The organism is Microcoleus sp. FACHB-1515 (assembly GCF_014696105.1).
Taxonomy (GTDB): domain Bacteria; phylum Cyanobacteriota; class Cyanobacteriia; order Elainellales; family Elainellaceae; genus JAAUTJ01.
The window spans coordinates 1-14183 of the sequence record NZ_JACJPO010000060.1 but is presented as its reverse complement, the minus strand read 5'-3'; the positions used below and the strand labels follow the sequence as shown (position 1 = coordinate 14183).

At 51.5% G+C, this 14183-nt stretch carries 14 protein-coding genes; 4 read left to right on the top strand and 10 right to left on the bottom strand.

The window, feature by feature from the left end; translation table 11 throughout:
* Positions 1–265 precede the first annotated feature (265 nt).
* The 3 genes from H6F67_RS20735 to H6F67_RS20725 form a co-directional block, all read right to left on the bottom strand.
* Positions 266–712, bottom strand: coding sequence for a DUF2809 domain-containing protein (locus H6F67_RS20735; RefSeq protein WP_190768549.1), 447 nt, complete (start codon positions 710–712; stop codon positions 266–268).
* A 177-nt stretch (positions 713–889) separates the two neighbouring features.
* Positions 890–1150 (bottom strand): DUF6788 family protein, encoded by a 261-nt coding sequence (locus H6F67_RS20730; protein ID WP_190768548.1) that lies wholly within the window; start codon positions 1148–1150, stop codon positions 890–892.
* Between the two features lie 338 nt (positions 1151–1488).
* Entirely contained in the window at positions 1489–1782 is a 294-nt protein-coding gene (locus H6F67_RS20725) for a hypothetical protein (protein WP_190768547.1), read from the bottom strand.
* Positions 1783–2452: 670 nt separating this feature from the next.
* Between H6F67_RS20725 and H6F67_RS20720 the strand changes: the two genes are divergently transcribed.
* The gene (locus H6F67_RS20720; protein WP_190768546.1) at positions 2453–3298 is read left to right on the top strand and encodes a hypothetical protein; all 846 of its coding nucleotides are present in this window, start codon (positions 2453–2455) and stop codon (positions 3296–3298) included.
* 252 nt (positions 3299–3550) lie between these two features.
* Here the strand turns inward: H6F67_RS20720 and H6F67_RS20715 are convergent, their stop codons facing one another.
* On the bottom strand, positions 3551–3823 hold the full coding sequence (locus H6F67_RS20715; RefSeq protein WP_190768545.1) for a helix-turn-helix domain-containing protein: 273 nt from the start codon (positions 3821–3823) through the stop codon (positions 3551–3553).
* 202 nt (positions 3824–4025) lie between these two features.
* Between H6F67_RS20715 and H6F67_RS20710 the strand changes: the two genes are divergently transcribed.
* Both H6F67_RS20710 and H6F67_RS20705 read left to right on the top strand, forming a co-directional pair.
* Entirely contained in the window at positions 4026–5015 is a 990-nt protein-coding gene (locus H6F67_RS20710) for a hypothetical protein (RefSeq protein WP_190768544.1), read from the top strand.
* The gene (locus H6F67_RS20705; protein WP_190768543.1) at positions 5008–6648 is read left to right on the top strand and encodes a hypothetical protein; all 1641 of its coding nucleotides are present in this window, start codon (positions 5008–5010) and stop codon (positions 6646–6648) included. Before H6F67_RS20710 ends, H6F67_RS20705 begins: the two co-directional genes overlap by 8 nt.
* 118 nt (positions 6649–6766) lie before the next feature.
* On the opposite strand, the gene H6F67_RS20700 is transcribed toward H6F67_RS20705, so the two are convergent.
* The 5 genes from H6F67_RS20700 to H6F67_RS20680 all read right to left on the bottom strand — a co-directional run bounded on the left by H6F67_RS20700 (position 6767) and on the right by H6F67_RS20680 (position 9610).
* Complete coding sequence (locus H6F67_RS20700; protein ID WP_190768542.1) at positions 6767–7057, bottom strand: hypothetical protein; 291 nt, start codon at positions 7055–7057, stop codon at positions 6767–6769.
* Positions 7058–7211: 154 nt separating this feature from the next.
* The gene (locus tag H6F67_RS20695; RefSeq protein ID WP_190768541.1) at positions 7212–7640 is read right to left on the bottom strand and encodes a hypothetical protein; all 429 of its coding nucleotides are present in this window, start codon (positions 7638–7640) and stop codon (positions 7212–7214) included.
* Between the two features lie 80 nt (positions 7641–7720).
* Positions 7721–8056 carry a hypothetical protein gene (locus tag H6F67_RS20690; protein ID WP_190768540.1) on the bottom strand — a complete coding sequence of 112 codons (336 nt, stop codon included), beginning with the start codon at positions 8054–8056 and terminating at the stop codon, positions 7721–7723.
* Positions 8057–8122: 66 nt separating this feature from the next.
* Positions 8123–9145 (bottom strand): hypothetical protein, encoded by a 1023-nt coding sequence (locus H6F67_RS20685; RefSeq protein WP_190768539.1) that lies wholly within the window; start codon positions 9143–9145, stop codon positions 8123–8125.
* A 48-nt stretch (positions 9146–9193) separates the two neighbouring features.
* Positions 9194–9610, bottom strand: a complete 417-nt coding sequence (locus H6F67_RS20680; RefSeq protein ID WP_190768538.1) for an SMI1/KNR4 family protein — start codon at positions 9608–9610, stop codon at positions 9194–9196.
* A gap of 161 nt (positions 9611–9771) precedes the next feature.
* Between H6F67_RS20680 and H6F67_RS20675 the strand changes: the two genes are divergently transcribed.
* A complete protein-coding gene (locus H6F67_RS20675) occupies positions 9772–10224 on the top strand; it encodes a hypothetical protein (RefSeq protein ID WP_190768537.1) in 453 nt (150 codons plus the stop codon).
* Between the two features lie 6 nt (positions 10225–10230).
* Here the strand turns inward: H6F67_RS20675 and H6F67_RS20670 are convergent, their stop codons facing one another.
* Entirely contained in the window at positions 10231–13818 is a 3588-nt protein-coding gene (locus H6F67_RS20670) for a tetratricopeptide repeat protein (RefSeq protein WP_190768536.1), read from the bottom strand.
* Positions 13819–14183: the final 365 nt, after the last annotated feature.

Below are 14183 nucleotides of genomic sequence, written 5' to 3'. Positions count from 1 at the left end.
CGCGCTGGCGATTGGCTCAGGTGACCTGCTCACGCTGCGATGGCTGGTAGACAAGTTCAGTGTTCTTCCCGCCAAGGTGCTGTCGCGACAGGCTACCCCCTTGACATTTCACAGGGGAATTTGTTGCCCTTACTTGTCAGTGCACCTTCTTATGTAACGCTGGCAGTAAATACAGCTAATTTCAGTTACACAAGACGCTTGAGTTAGACAACGACAAAGCCGCTGCGAGGCATTTCACCTTCTGGTTTGTCCGCTGGTGCCAGCTTCACACGCTCGATCGCCTCACTGCCCGCTGCAAAGTTTTTGCCCAACCATAGCCGACCCAGCTACCCAGCGCGTAAGCCGGGAAGTCTGCCCAACTGAAGGTGTTGCCCAAGATTAGGCATCCGGGTCGGGTCGCCCGAAGGCGGCGTAGCCATCGCACGGCTTGCAGGAAAGGGGCTTGCCACAGTTGCAGAAATTCAATCGCACAGGTTGCCAAACATACCGCGATCGCTGCTTTTGCAATTGACCCTCGCGGCCAACACAGTAAGATGAGCAAAATCCAAAAGACCTCGTAGGCCACGCTGCCCAAAGCGTCACTGAGCCAACCCCATTCACCAGCGGGAGTGAAGCGTACCCAGTAGCCCAGCGGGACAACTACGCCGATGCTTACAAGCAAGGCAACGCGAAATTGCCACAACTGCTGATAGTGGGTACGAGGGGTGTGCATCGCGATGGCTACGCCTCCTTTGGGCGAATCTATGAAGGCAGTCAGAATGGCCGAAATGGTCAGCTTCTCTAGTATCTTCAACTTCACCGATGTCGCTGTGCGCTCGCGGCATCGAGCGATGACTGAGTTGGTGCTGGCTTGAGAATGGTTGCCATGCTGTCGCTCGCGGCCCTCATCCTACTCGTCGGGGCGATCGCCCGATGTCTCATTTGTCTTAAGTTGCTTGCCGACATATTGACTTTTGAGCTTGCCTGACTGCTTCCGGTAGCTGTACCAGTAGGGGCCGTGCAACTCGCCATCTGTGCATTTGCATCCCTGCTTGCCGCATTTCACCTTCTCCAGTCGATAGGTTGTCTTGCCCACGCGCTGTTGTTCAACAACTTCACGTCCGGCGCGAACTGGCACCTCCAGCGCTTCGGCCTCTTCAGTTTCGATCACCGCGTCAAGCCATGCAACCAACTCCTTGAGCTTGGGAGGGTGCTGGGGCAGTGGGTCGATCGCCTAATGCAGATGCTGTGAGAGCGATCGCTTCTGCTTGAGGCTGGGGAAGCACTCCAAAATTTCGCGGCGGTAAGCTTCGTCGTCTGATGGGGTAGAGGTTGCAAAATGGGAGGGTGGCATCGTTCTTATGTAACTTTCGTCATTGGAATTCTTGTAAAGCAGTTACATAAGAAATCGGAGTGGGTGTTGTGAGGCGAAAGTGGCAAGGCAATTTCTTATGTAACGAATGACTGTAGCTACAATCGGCAGAAGTTACATAAGAAATGCTCGATCGACTAGCAGCGTGATTGGTCATGAAATTTCTGCTCCAGAATCAGGGGTAGTGCTTGCTGAAGTTGAGTTAACTCGTCGATCGACAGGGTATGCAGTTGTTCAACAAGCTGGATGAACTCAAGTTCTGCGCCAATCAGGGCGTGTGCAGGTGGCTCCTGATAACGATCGAGAACCTTTGCAATTTGCAGCAGGCGATCGGATAGCAAGGCAGGTACACGAATGGCTTTGGTCGGCAGGTGCTGCCATTGGGTCTGCTGTTTGGGCAGGTGCTTAGTCTTGGGACGGGGGTTCGGCATTGCTGCTCAATATGCACTGTACACTGCTATCGAATTGAATTTATTCTAGCTGAAAATAACTTCAAAGGGGCAGATTTCTTCAGGCGTTCTAGTAAAATTTATAAGTCCATTGGCTAGAACATTTGACCCATACGCTGTATACGGTTTCTTATATAACTGGTTCACCAAACAAGTAGAAGTTACATAAGAAATTACTCATCGCGATCAGAGCATTGAACTGAGAAGGGTGTTTGAGCCGGAATGCTGCTTGGCAGGTCGTGATCTCTCTGATGCTAATTGTCGCAATGAGGCGATTGCCCGACTGCTCAAGATGCTTTTGTCAGCCCAAGCCGATCGCCCTATTGGACGTGGCAGAGCGTTGGTAGGGCAATGGACGTGCAGGTGTTCGATCTCGGTTGAATGGCTCAAATTCTCGGACGACTCACGCTGTTGATTGAAGAGTTGGGATAAGACCCAATGTACAGACAAACTAACTGTTGGAGAGTTGAGTCGGTGTGTGAACCAGTGGTTGGGCTGTAGTGGGATTAATTCGATCGATGAGCTAGCTCGATCGAGTGCCTGAACCGAATTGACTACTGTGAACCGATGCCTCAGTTGACGCGACAGCGTCAGCCGATCGCGCTACACTCAAGCCAACATCAGCTCGGCTGCTCACTTGGCTACCCTCCCCATGCGATCCCTGCCTCCCTCGACGCTTAACCCCGACCTGAACTGGTACATCGAGGACGGCTTCAATGAGGCGGTTGACTTCTGCGTCTGGGTGCTTGAGCAGTCGGGCTTGCAGGTGTACCCGTTCGACCAGCATTCTCCCTTCGACAGTGCCGCGCAAGCGGCGGGACTTACCCCGCTCGTATGGCAGCGCTGGTTTACCACGGTTGTGTTGCTGCAAGATCCTGTTTTGGCTTGGAATCTCGATCGCCTCAGTTGTACCGAGTGGGTCGAGCGCCAACTGGTGCCGATGCAGCAGATGGCAAGCACGGTGCAATCGTGGTCCGGTTGGGCCGAGTGGGTGGTTGATTGGGAAGCGAGGCGGCAAGTTTTAGCTGGGTACTATGTGCAACTCACAACCAGACAGCAAGCGATCGCCGCCTTATTGCCCGCCGCCCTCGCCAGTGTCAGACCGTATCAACATACACCTGTTACGGTTTGGGAGGCGATACCGTTCCGGGAGCGCTTCGCGATCGAGCCAAGCACCAGTCCTGCTTTGTACAGTCAACTGGAGGCGTGGTGGCAGCAGTATGAGGCCGAGCTGTGGCAACCGAGGATGCAGCAAGCAATGGTCTCAACGGCTCGACCGGATGTAGACCCACTGGCGCAACGGCGGATCTTGGGAAGCACTCGATTGCTGCGCGATGCCTTGCCCTACCTCAATGTATACCGCGTCGCTTACACAACCTTGACCGAGGTCTACGTGCCGCCGTACTCGGTTGTGCTGTGTAATCCGCACCTCGACACAGCTTCGGTCGAATTTGAAGACCTGATTGACTGGGTCGTTCAGGAGCAAGCAAAGTCTTGAGCGACGCCAGGACTGGCTGGGGTTGATCCACTTTTCTATGCCATCTTGCGCTTAGGCGATCGTGCCGTTCGGGATTCGCAGCTAGGCTGGAAGTAGCGTGTCGCCAATTGGAATGGCAATGCGTCACAGGCAGCACCAAGGATGAACCCTGCTGATGCGATCGCCCCTGTGCCTGGCTAGCGCAAGTCCCAAGCAGGCGACTGCGATGCTGGTCTAACTTCAGGGGCAATCGATCGGGTTGCGATCGCCCGACTATCTCGGCGTTGACAGGTCAACGCCGAGATAGTCGGTTGGGTCGTCTTGCCCGTAAGCAAAATAAGTCAGCGATCGCTGGTAGAGCAGGGCGAACTCGGTCAGCTCGATCACATCGACTCGGCGCTCTCCCGATTCACATTTAGACACGTAGGACTGCGGGACGTTGAGCTGTTCTGCGACTGCTTGCTGCGTCAAGCCAGCAGCGCGGCGGGCAGCTTTGAGCCGTTGCAGAAATGCTTGGTAGCGCTGGGAGTAAACGGAGCCGCTCATGAAGAGCAAGCTACAGGTGCTAGCAAAATATCCCAAAACAGGATATTTTGAACAAGCAATCTGATTGTTTTCCCGTTTCCTCTCGGCTTTTCCGCCTTGCAACGCTGGCGCTGCAACTGAACAAAAAACATGGCGGTAAGCACTCAGTGTGGCTCGGCCAGAGTCCTCCGAATCTTGAACATGCAGGGTTTCTCAGATGAGTATGCCGCTCAATTTCAATGCCGGAAAGTCCGGTTCGATCGAAGTAACCGAGGACGCGACGCATTTTCTGGTTCGCATTCACCCTGAGGATCGCGATCGGGCGAAGCGGATTACAGGCCGACAATGGGATGGCGATCGCAAAGCTTGGGTGTATTTGAAAGAGCCAGCAACCTATGAAGCGCTGGTGGCGGAGTTTCAAAACGATGCCGATCTCTTCGAGATTCGACGACCTAAAACCAAACGCCCAACTGGAATTGAACCGCCTGTTGAAACAGGCGATGATGAGTTGGAAGAGTTTCCATCTGAATTTGATGCGCCTGACGAGCGCCATACCAATCCGGCCAAGCTGCAAAGTGAAATGGAACAAATCCGCCTGGTGCTTGAGTCGCTTCGAGATGTAGCAGCCAAGCAAGACCGCACACTCGAAGAATTACGCGGTTCTCAAGCAGAACACACGCACCTCCTGTCCCAACTTGAGCGATCGACCGATCAAGCGAGTGAACCGGAAGTCATGGAAGTGCTGCCAGGTCGTCTCGACTTGACTAAGCAAAAGGAAATCGAGTTGCTTGAGCAGGCACTCATCCTGATTGCCAGTTCAATTGTTAAGGAAGAATATCGAGCGTCATTTGTCGATCGGGTCAGCAGGCGTCCTCCGTTAACCAAGCCGATCGAATTTATCGGCAACACGCACGAATTTCTCAGAAGACAACTTATCAAAATCGTTGGAGACAAAGATCCGCGCCAATCATTTAAGAACCTCGTTTACAAGGCAGATCGAGAAAACCTCATTTACTATGAAGACGATCCAGACAACCCGGATGATAAACCAAAATTCATCCTGCTTGCGCTCAATACTCATCGCAATCGATCGACTGGACACGGGCTGGATCTGAGCCAGTGGGACGAGTGGAATCGATCAATTCTCTACTTGATGAATTTGGCTTTGATTTGGTCAAAAGTGATTATTGACCCGGAGAGCGGCAATGAGTGAAGCTGTCCCGATCTGGGAATGCTATCGCTTGCTTGTAAGCGCCAAGCCGGATGAGTGGCGGAGCGTGCTAGAGCGCTGTCTGGAGCAAGTGGGTTCTCCCTACTACTACGACATCGTGGACACTGCCCTACGGGTTTGGGAACGGCATGGCGCAACGATCCAGGTGCCAGATTCACGCTACATTTGCCGCAACGGGTACAAGCTCCAACGAGTTGCCTTCAACCGATCGCCCACCGAAACCCTGATCGGCATTACCCTGACTCGACTGGTGTTTGAACCGGGATCAACCCATCCCACCTATTTTTCCACAGATGAACTGTTCTCGAAGGGCAAATACCCCGAAGTGCTGCGCCATCAGCCGATGCTCGCGGGCATCGATCGCTTGATCGCATTCTTCAACGCGGTGCTAGTGGACAAACCGCTAGAGCGCCACAGCGATCACACGATCGAGCAGCACGCCCACCAGGTTCACTACCAGTTTGGCGATCGGTCTTTGACCCTGACGCAAGTGGTGCAACCACCAGGGCTATCCAGAAACCTACTGAGCGCCGTGCGATCGAGTGCGGCGGCTGTACCTGCCACAGTGCGACTGGGAGTCATCTCCACCAGCGTTCGTAATTCCAATGCTGCTCTCCGCATTGGCACAGCCGTTCGAGATGTGTTGCAAGATTGGCGCTGCTCAGTCTCGCTGACAGATTTGGGCAATGGGAATGCGCTGGAAGCGTTTCTGGCGGATTCGGCATCCGGCCAACCGATCGTGCTGTTTCCACTCGAAGGCAAAAAAGGCGATCGTCCCCCTACCGATGCGATCGAGTGGCTCCAATATCTGAGCGCAGAGCACGTTGCCTTCCAACTATATTCCACCAGCGCCAACCCGCTTTACTCCCGGCATGGGCTGGCGATCGCAACCTTAGCAAAGGCGAATGGGATGCTGTTTGTGGCAGAACCGATCGGGTTTTCTAACTTTCGTCAAAGCTGGTTCATTGGCTTAGATCTCGGTAAAGGGGGGACGAACCAGGGCAAGGTGGTCGCGATTACGCTGAGCAGTCCGGAAGGCAACCTGCAAGCTTACTGGCGAGCGAGCAAAGACGCCGATGAAACGCTCTCGGCTGAAGTCTTGCGCGAAGGTTTATCTTGGATTGCCGCTCAAGCTCAGTCGTTGAGTGGCGATCGCCATCTGTACCTGATTCGCGATGGCCGTAGACCGCACCATGAACGGCTGGAGTTTTACCAGGCGGCATTAGCGGGCTGCGACTTCACGCTGATTGAGTACATTAAATCTGGTTCGCCCTTAATTCACCGTGCGACAGCGGAACCAGAACCTGGTACAACGATTCTGCCGCAGAACTCCGAGTTCGCTGCGCTCTACCCCTGCACCTCGCCGCAGTTTGGCGTGCTGACGACGCCTGTAAAGTTTTGCGCTCCCATCAATCCCCGACAGCACAGCTTGTCTGAACTGTCCTTACTGCTGACGGCACTATGCCACTCGGCTACGCTCTCCTACCAGCCCAGCCGTTTGCCTGCTCCGCTGCAATGGGCAAATGGTCTTGCTCGCCTGTCCTATACTGACCTGCAATTTTCCGGTTGGTCGCACAGACCGAGCAAACTCGTCAACTTCAGAACTCAAGCTTAGACGTTGATTTTGACAGAATTTGGGTCGATCGCCTCGTTCTCATTCCCATCCCTATTGAGTAAAAGCGGATGAACTACCATTCGCGTCGCGCTCGAAACCGTGCGACTGGTAGGGGAAGCTAAATCGATTGTATAGAGACTTGCCTAAGGTGTATGGAGACTTGCCTAAGGAGGCGCGTCGGCGTATAGAGTTTGCGCTGAATCGAGTTCCAGGCAGCATCAGGACTGGGGAAAAATAGGATTCTAGGTGCAGACAGCCCCAGATGCGCGTACACCTGCACGATCGCCACTGTTGCCTGTCCTCGATCGATTGGCTGGGTCAATCGCAACATTTGATTCCAGCGTTTTCTTGCTTTACGGCGATCGTGCGACAACTGCTGTCGTTGCTCAAGCGTGAGGGTTTCGATCATTGGGTGAAGATGTTGTTTGCTCACCTCTGTCTTAACATCTAGCTAAAGGTTTCAAGTCTTTGAAATCTTTAGGAAGCAATTTTATATTTATGGGAATTTACTGTTTGTTCGATTTGACTTTTTAATAATAGTTTGAACGCCTACTTGCATTGCTTCAGCTTTGAGATTTATTCACGCCGAAATATCGACACCAATTGTCCAAATAGCGATCGGGAGACCAGTCTACAAAATCTCCTGCCGCTTCAGAATTTAAGATGTAGTTTAAGGCTGAAGTTGCTTCTGGCGATCGCTGATTTTGCAAAAATTCTTTGGTGCGCTCTAAGCCTGCCCCACAAAGCAACTGCACATCGATCGCGCAGGCTAAATCAAATCCTGACTGCTTTGCTTCCCAGATCAGCAGTACATCTTCAAGCCGTCCTCGACTGAAGAGTTGAACGCAGCACAGCAGGGCTAAATCGTCTTCGCGATCGCCTGCTTGCGATCGTTCAAGCTCAATTTCACACGCTAACGTCCGTCGAATTTCTGGAAGCACATCATCAGCAGGATGCAAGCCATAACGCTGAATACTTTCTTGCCAGTTCATTCGTCTCGATTACTTTTGAAGTTGGAAACCGCAATCAGTTCAAGCTTTTCTGCTTCGCGATAGTCAATCAACACCAGCCACTAAAGCCATGACGGGCAATAATTAAATCGCTTGCCCGCTTGTGCTTGCTGCTCTAGGGCATTCCAGCGTTTGCGATCGCGACGTTTGGGTGGCTGAAAGCCAATGCCCATGTTCAGCATCGGTTGGCGACACTGCGGACAAGGCGGACGCTGCCGATCGGCGACTGCTTGAGAATCGTAGAACGCTTGAAGTGAGCAATATTGCTGCATCTGTTCATCGGTGAGTCGCTTGCGAAACATTTTGCGGCAGGCAAAGCAAGTATAGTGCTGCGGATACGATTCGAGCCGCTGAGCGATCGAATTTTGATAGCGTTTCCAGTTCGTTTGAGTTTTCATAGTTCGATCGCCTGCTAACAGTTCAAATGGTTGAAATTCAATCGATCGCTAAAGCTTAAATGCAAATTAGTTGAATGAAAGTTCCAGCACTCGACGGGCGATCGTGTAGCCGACCGAAATCGACTTGCTCGGATCATATGTGCAAGAATGCGCTTCAAAATAGGCAGTCGCAAGCGGTAGCCAGCCCACAAAAAAACCTGCTCCGCCGCAGATGGTGCAGCCGCCATCGCCACCGCGCGTGATGCCACTTTCTGCCACGAGTTCCGACTGATACGGGTCTGAGGCGATCGACAAGCCCAAAGCGTTCGGCTGCTGATGCGCGATCCAGTCTGCTGTAAATCCCTGCGGTGGATACTCAAGTTCGCCTGCTGAAAGCGCCCACTGCCGTCGCCATGCGGCTTCTTCTGGGTTGACATCGGTGGGGTAGCGATCGCAAGGAACATGATCGCCCCAGCGAAACAGCGTGGATGCACCACCGCCACAAACATACTCCCATTCATCGGCAGTCGGCAATCGAAAGCCAAATCGTCTGTATTGCGCTGCAACTTCGGCATGAGTGGGATTTGTCGCACGTTCGGCAATCACTTCCCCGTTTGCAGTTGGGCGACTGCGAATTCTCCTGTTGCCTTGCACAACTTCAACGTGCCGCAATCCGTACTCTTGCAAGATGTCTTGCACTTGCGGGTCACTGCTGTCGATCGCCTCCCAACCGATCGCGCTGGCTATGGTTTCGATCAGTAAGGGAGGCAGCACGGTTTGTCGGATCGGCAAGGTAGCTGCGGCCAGATGTTCCGTCAAGCTCATGTCCAGATCGTAGGCGGCTGTGGTGTCCTGCCAGCTTTCGAGTTCATCGATGTTGGGCTGCCACAAGTAAGCATCAAACCCGATCGACACTTCGCCGCCCGGAATCAAGGTAAAGGTCGCATCTCCTTGCTGATACAGCGCAACATGATGTTCCTCTTCGCCCAGTTGGTAGCGCTCGATCGAATGGAACGCGAAACCTGTGGGCAACTGTATCGCCAACTGTCGAGCTAGCACTTGGCGATCGCTCAAACACATGGCCTGCCATTTTTCCCGTGATAAATCCATTGCCTCATTGTCAACCGCCTGGATAATTCAGTTTAACCAAGCGACGATTCAGTGCGGGTCGATCGCAAAGTTGATTTGAATCCATTCAGCTAGATTGACCGCCAAGCAGCGGGCATCACTCCACTGCATACTGCCCATGCCAATCAGATAGACAGGGCTGTCGAGGTTGCCCTGTGAAATCAAAATGCCGCGCCCACCACCATCATCACCAATCATCAAAAAGTCAGGTAGATATTGCGCCACTTCATAGGTGATGTTTCGCTCGGCAAGTTCATCGGTGCTATACAGCAGCAAGCTATAGTGTTCTGCCTGAGCCGTTAGGCCGTTTGTGCATTGAAGCAGAGCGACGTAGCAGGGTGGAAAAACGCATCCTAAGGTGGCTTGTGCGGCTTCGAGCGCGGCTGGCGTCGCGGCAGCATTGGTCGAGGCAAAAGCATGAATGCGATCGCAATCGATTTGTGTCATCGAACAGTCAAGGTGGTTACATAAGAAATTCGCAAATTCGGGGTGATTACCGCTCATAGCTAAAACACAACTTTCAAGCTGGAAGCAAAGCACGATCGCCTCTACCATTGGCTGTGCTTGTGTGACACGATCGAAGACGAAGTTACTTGTCGTCATCAACCATGACTGATGCTCTGCGCCCCGATGAACTGCAAACAGTTAAACCGCTGCTGGAAACCGAGGGCTATGGCCTAAAGGCGATCGCGGCCTTGGAGCAGCAAGAGACGTTTGCAGATGCATTCTACGCGCTATGGACAGAGACCTATGGCGCACCGCCGACGTTTGGCGATCGCGTCTCTCTGTGGCAGTTAACGATCAAGCGGGTGCGGCAGGAAGTATGCGGTGAGGATGACAGTTTTCGTACAAAAATGAGGGAGTACAAGAAAAGCCCAACCAGTGCGCCGCTGCTGACGGGATTGATTGTTTCGCTGGTGAGTATGTCGGGCTTGCCGATCGATCCGGCGATCGCGACAGTGATTGTGCTGTATGTGCTGCATATTGGGCTAGATGTGTTTTGCGAGTACACAACCCCACCCAATAGCAGTATGCCACCTAGTCAGAATGACACACTATAGTAAGTGTTATGTATTAGGTTGAAATAAAACTTTTAGCTCTTCTACAGTTATGTTGAATTGAGCTTGCCTCAAAATAGCTACGACTGCTTCTAGTAAACTCTCGTCTTGAGCCAATTGATAAAGACGATCAAAGTTATTTAGAGCAGCTAATAAGTCATGGTCATCGTTGCACTCAATGACGATCTGTAAGCTTCTCAAGTAACAATCTTTAGCTTCGTCTAGCTCTCCCTTTTCTTCAGCTACCCTACCTAGTCCTTGATAAATGCTTGATTGAGAGAAGTAATCAGCATATTTAATTCCGATTGCAAGGGCTTGTCTGTAGCAGGCTCTGGCCTCATTAAATTCCCGAAGTTTCAAAGCAACAACACCTAAGTTACTATAAATTAATGCCTGCTTGTTCAGAGCATCGTGCTGAATATAGATATTAAGAGCTTGTTGATAGTAACCCTTGGCTTCCTCAAACTGTTGCAATCTTAAAGCAACAACACCCAAATTATTGTACGTTCCTGCCTGCGAGAAATAGTCCTCATTTTTAAGATTTATTTCAGAAGTTTGCTTGTAATAAGTCTTAGCTTGCTCTAACTCTCTTGTGTCCTGAGCAAGAACACCTAAATTATTATAAACCATTGCTTGGTTGCGTCGATTGCCATATTTAACAAAAACTTCAAGAGCTTGATCGTAATATACTTTGGCTTCATCAAATTGTCGCAAACCCTGGGATGCTAAGCCTAATTGAAAATTAAGAACAGCGACAGCAAACTGTCTACTCTCTTCGGGTATAATAATATTTCGCTGTAATAAATTGCCTAACTCTTCACAAACATCTTTAGCAGCTTGATAGTTTTTAACATTTATATAGCAGTTACCCAAATCTAGCAGAACCTGTTCTACTTCCTCGCCAATTGAGGTTAATAGTAAATTAGTAGAATAAGTGTTCTTCACTCTGCTCCAAATTAGTTCTAATAGCTTCAGTTGATTTTGTGCATCTCCTCTCGAATCCAAATAATCAAACAAACAGTAGTAAATCTTGATACTCTGTTGTTGCTCTAAGCAAATCTGCAACGCATTAAAGAGGTTTTCGTAATCCAAATAACAGAGAAAGAGACCTAGTTTTCTTTGTCCCAAATCTTTTGACTTTATTAATCCTCTATAATTAGCTGCTAATTCTTGATAGTAGTTTTTGAATCCTTCGCACAGTGCTTGATCCATTTCTGCACTTTCCTGACGCAGACGAGTTTTGAGAAAATAGGGAAGTACAGGTTGAATTGTGAGTGATCTTAGCTGAACTGATTCTAACCTTGATGCAATCTTATGAGGAGATAGTAAACCCCATTTGATTGCTTCTTCAATAGTAATGTCAAATTGATTGAAATCACAACTACGAAAGTGCTCAAGCTGTTTCAATTGATTGATGTATTGTGCAATGTGGTTGCGAGTGATGATGCCGTTGAAGGGAGCAAGACAGAGTAATAACTTTTGGGCTTCCGCTGAGAGTTGACTATGGGAATACTCGACGCACTTGAGGATGCTTTGCGTTTTGTCGTCGCTGGCTCGATCGAGACTCACATCAGCCGCCTCAAGCGCCTGCAAAATCTCGGTCGGGCTTTGCCGCTGCAAGTTGGCTAACACCACTTCGATCGCCAGCGGATAGCCTGCTAGCAGCTTCAGCAGCCGCTTAAAGTCTTGGTCTTGCACGATCGCCGCAATGCGTTTCGGGTCTCGTACTTGGCGATCGAGTATCTTGGTGGCAAGTTCGGTTTGCGCCTGTGGGTCAAGGCCGTGCAGCTCGTAGCGGTTCGATCGATACGCATCTTGCAACCATTCTTCTTGGCTGCGCGACCCCAACACCACACGAGTTTTGCCGCCCGCCAGCCGCTGCAAAAAATCTCGCAGTTTCGTTTGCTCCGCAACGAGTAGCGTGTTTTGAATTGCTAGCGGTTGCCCCGTCACCGACTCCAAATTATCCAACATCAAAATGTGATGCTGCTCATTAAGCGTTTTGATCAGCTTGCCCAGTTGCGCGGCTGGATTCATGGCCTGGAACCTGGCTTGCTCTTCGCGTCCATACAGACGGCTACTGATTTCAAACAGGATTTGCTCGACTGTCCAAGCCTTTGTGTCGTAGCCAAAATAGAAGACGCGATCGGCAAAGCGCGTCGTTTGCCACCACGATCGCAGGTAGGTCAGCAGCGTCGTCTTACCCGTGCCGCCCATACCCTGTACCAGCAGCACGTTATGTTGCAGTAGCGCTCGCTCTAGCTTGAGAATGTCTAAGTCGCGTCCGACAATGCCATATTCGGGCGGCGTGAAACAGGATTGTGCTTCAAGCTGCTCGTAATACTGCTCCTCTTCCGCCAAGCTAGGCGATCGCAGTTTTAGATCCACCGTTTGATTGCAGTAGACGACGGGCAGCAGCCAATCTTCCAGGTCTTCAGTCTGGTTGAAATAAACTTGGCGCTGCTTATTGTGGAACAGTTCGCGCCTGCCGAGCCGTAGCGCCTCGGTCATACCCTGCTGATCGAACAGTTGGCGATACACCTGCGCCATCATTAGCTTGGCTGCCGAAACCGTGACCGAATAGCCCATCGCCACGACCATTTGCATCCCTGCTGCCATCAGCCGACTGCCCAGACTCGTCTCGCGCTGGTCTTCGGACTGCCCCGATCGGCTGGACTGCCGAATTTGCTTCCCGGACTGGCAGGCGTTGAGGATGCACACCGGAATTCCTGCTCCTGTCAGCAGATTGGCGACATCAGCGGCCTCGACCGGATTCGCCTCACCGGGACGATCGCCCTCGAAAAACAGAAACGCCTTGACACCCTCATAATCTTTCAGGGGCGACTGAGCATAGCCCATCTGGTAAACAAGCTGACGTTTCGCGATGCCTGCTTGGATGTGTTCGTAGCTTGCCAGTATTCCATGCAGGTCGAAGTGGATGATGTGATAGAAGTTCTGCTTGTCCGCCTGCTGCAAATGCCGCGCCAGCGCCTCAAACGTGCCCGGACGCAAAATCTCGATGTTGACGCGCAACTGTGCCGTCTGAATGGCCTCAACCAAAGGCCGCGAGATCGTGCGGTAGCCCACGTCTTTTTCTTCATCCGGTCGCGCCGTCACCACAAGCAAATTGACAACTGGAGAAGGACGCACACTGGCTCGCACTGGCTGCGGCCTCAAATGCTTCCGTGTGATGACACACTCGATCGCGAGCGGCCTCGGCCACTGCGGGTCTGCGATCGCTTCCCAGTGCAGGGCATGAAACTCCGGCGATCCCTCAATCTCAATCTGCACTTGATGAAGCTGATTTCGCAATTGTCGATACTCGCTGTAAACATCAGGATCAGCGCGAAACACCTGCTCAAATAGTTGTCGTCCGTAGTCATTGATTTGAGCAACCGCTTGATCTTTCTTGGTTCTGTCAATGAAGGGAAACGTAACCCACTCCTCGAAATACCATTCCAGCAACGCTTCAGCTTCAGGAACGCTGGCAAACGGATCGGTAATCGTGATGAAATAGCGCACTCGCCCATCAAACGTGAGTTCTGCTGCAAATCCGGTTGCTGTGGCGTGATGCTCACGGATGGCGATCGTCGGCATGGCGGAGCCAAACAAGGGTAGGTGGTCGAATGTGCCAATTCTAACGGCTGCGAACCCAGCCGTCTTGAACTTGCTAGTAGCGCGTCGATCGGATAGCGAATGCAAGAGCGAAGTGAAGATCTTATGTAACTTCTGCTGGTTCGGTAATGTAGGGCGGTTACATAAGAAAACGACTGCTAACCAATCCAAAAGCCGCGTACTTCAGCAATCTCCAACATCAATTTCTTATGTAATATCAAATCCGGTTGATTACCCATGATTAAGTGCCACTGCTAATCAGCCAACCGCCGCTGCCCACCAATGAAAGCTGGTTAGCCCCTTGATCAGATCACGCCGCTTGAGCAGCACTCGACAGCGGTGGGCAG

What these genes read in the sequence shown, in the direction of transcription:
- H6F67_RS20735 (WP_190768549.1), bottom strand. Translation starts at nt 712, where the DNA reads ATGCACACCCCTCGTACCCACTATCAGCAGTTGTGGCAATTTCGCGTT.
- H6F67_RS20725 (WP_190768547.1), bottom strand. Translation starts at nt 1,782, where the DNA reads ATGCCGAACCCCCGTCCCAAGACTAAGCACCTGCCCAAACAGCAGACC.
- H6F67_RS20720 (WP_190768546.1), top strand. Translation starts at nt 2,453, where the DNA reads ATGCGATCCCTGCCTCCCTCGACGCTTAACCCCGACCTGAACTGGTAC.
- H6F67_RS20715 (WP_190768545.1), bottom strand. Translation starts at nt 3,823, where the DNA reads ATGAGCGGCTCCGTTTACTCCCAGCGCTACCAAGCATTTCTGCAACGG.
- H6F67_RS20710 (WP_190768544.1), top strand. Translation starts at nt 4,026, where the DNA reads ATGCCGCTCAATTTCAATGCCGGAAAGTCCGGTTCGATCGAAGTAACC.
- H6F67_RS20705 (WP_190768543.1), top strand. Translation starts at nt 5,008, where the DNA reads ATGAGTGAAGCTGTCCCGATCTGGGAATGCTATCGCTTGCTTGTAAGC.
- H6F67_RS20700 (WP_190768542.1), bottom strand. Translation starts at nt 7,057, where the DNA reads ATGATCGAAACCCTCACGCTTGAGCAACGACAGCAGTTGTCGCACGAT.
- H6F67_RS20695 (WP_190768541.1), bottom strand. Translation starts at nt 7,640, where the DNA reads ATGAACTGGCAAGAAAGTATTCAGCGTTATGGCTTGCATCCTGCTGAT.
- H6F67_RS20690 (WP_190768540.1), bottom strand. Translation starts at nt 8,056, where the DNA reads ATGAAAACTCAAACGAACTGGAAACGCTATCAAAATTCGATCGCTCAG.
- H6F67_RS20685 (WP_190768539.1), bottom strand. Translation starts at nt 9,145, where the DNA reads ATGGATTTATCACGGGAAAAATGGCAGGCCATGTGTTTGAGCGATCGC.
- H6F67_RS20680 (WP_190768538.1), bottom strand. Translation starts at nt 9,610, where the DNA reads ATGACACAAATCGATTGCGATCGCATTCATGCTTTTGCCTCGACCAAT.
- H6F67_RS20675 (WP_190768537.1), top strand. Translation starts at nt 9,772, where the DNA reads ATGACTGATGCTCTGCGCCCCGATGAACTGCAAACAGTTAAACCGCTG.
- H6F67_RS20670 (WP_190768536.1), bottom strand. Translation starts at nt 13,818, where the DNA reads ATGCCGACGATCGCCATCCGTGAGCATCACGCCACAGCAACCGGATTT.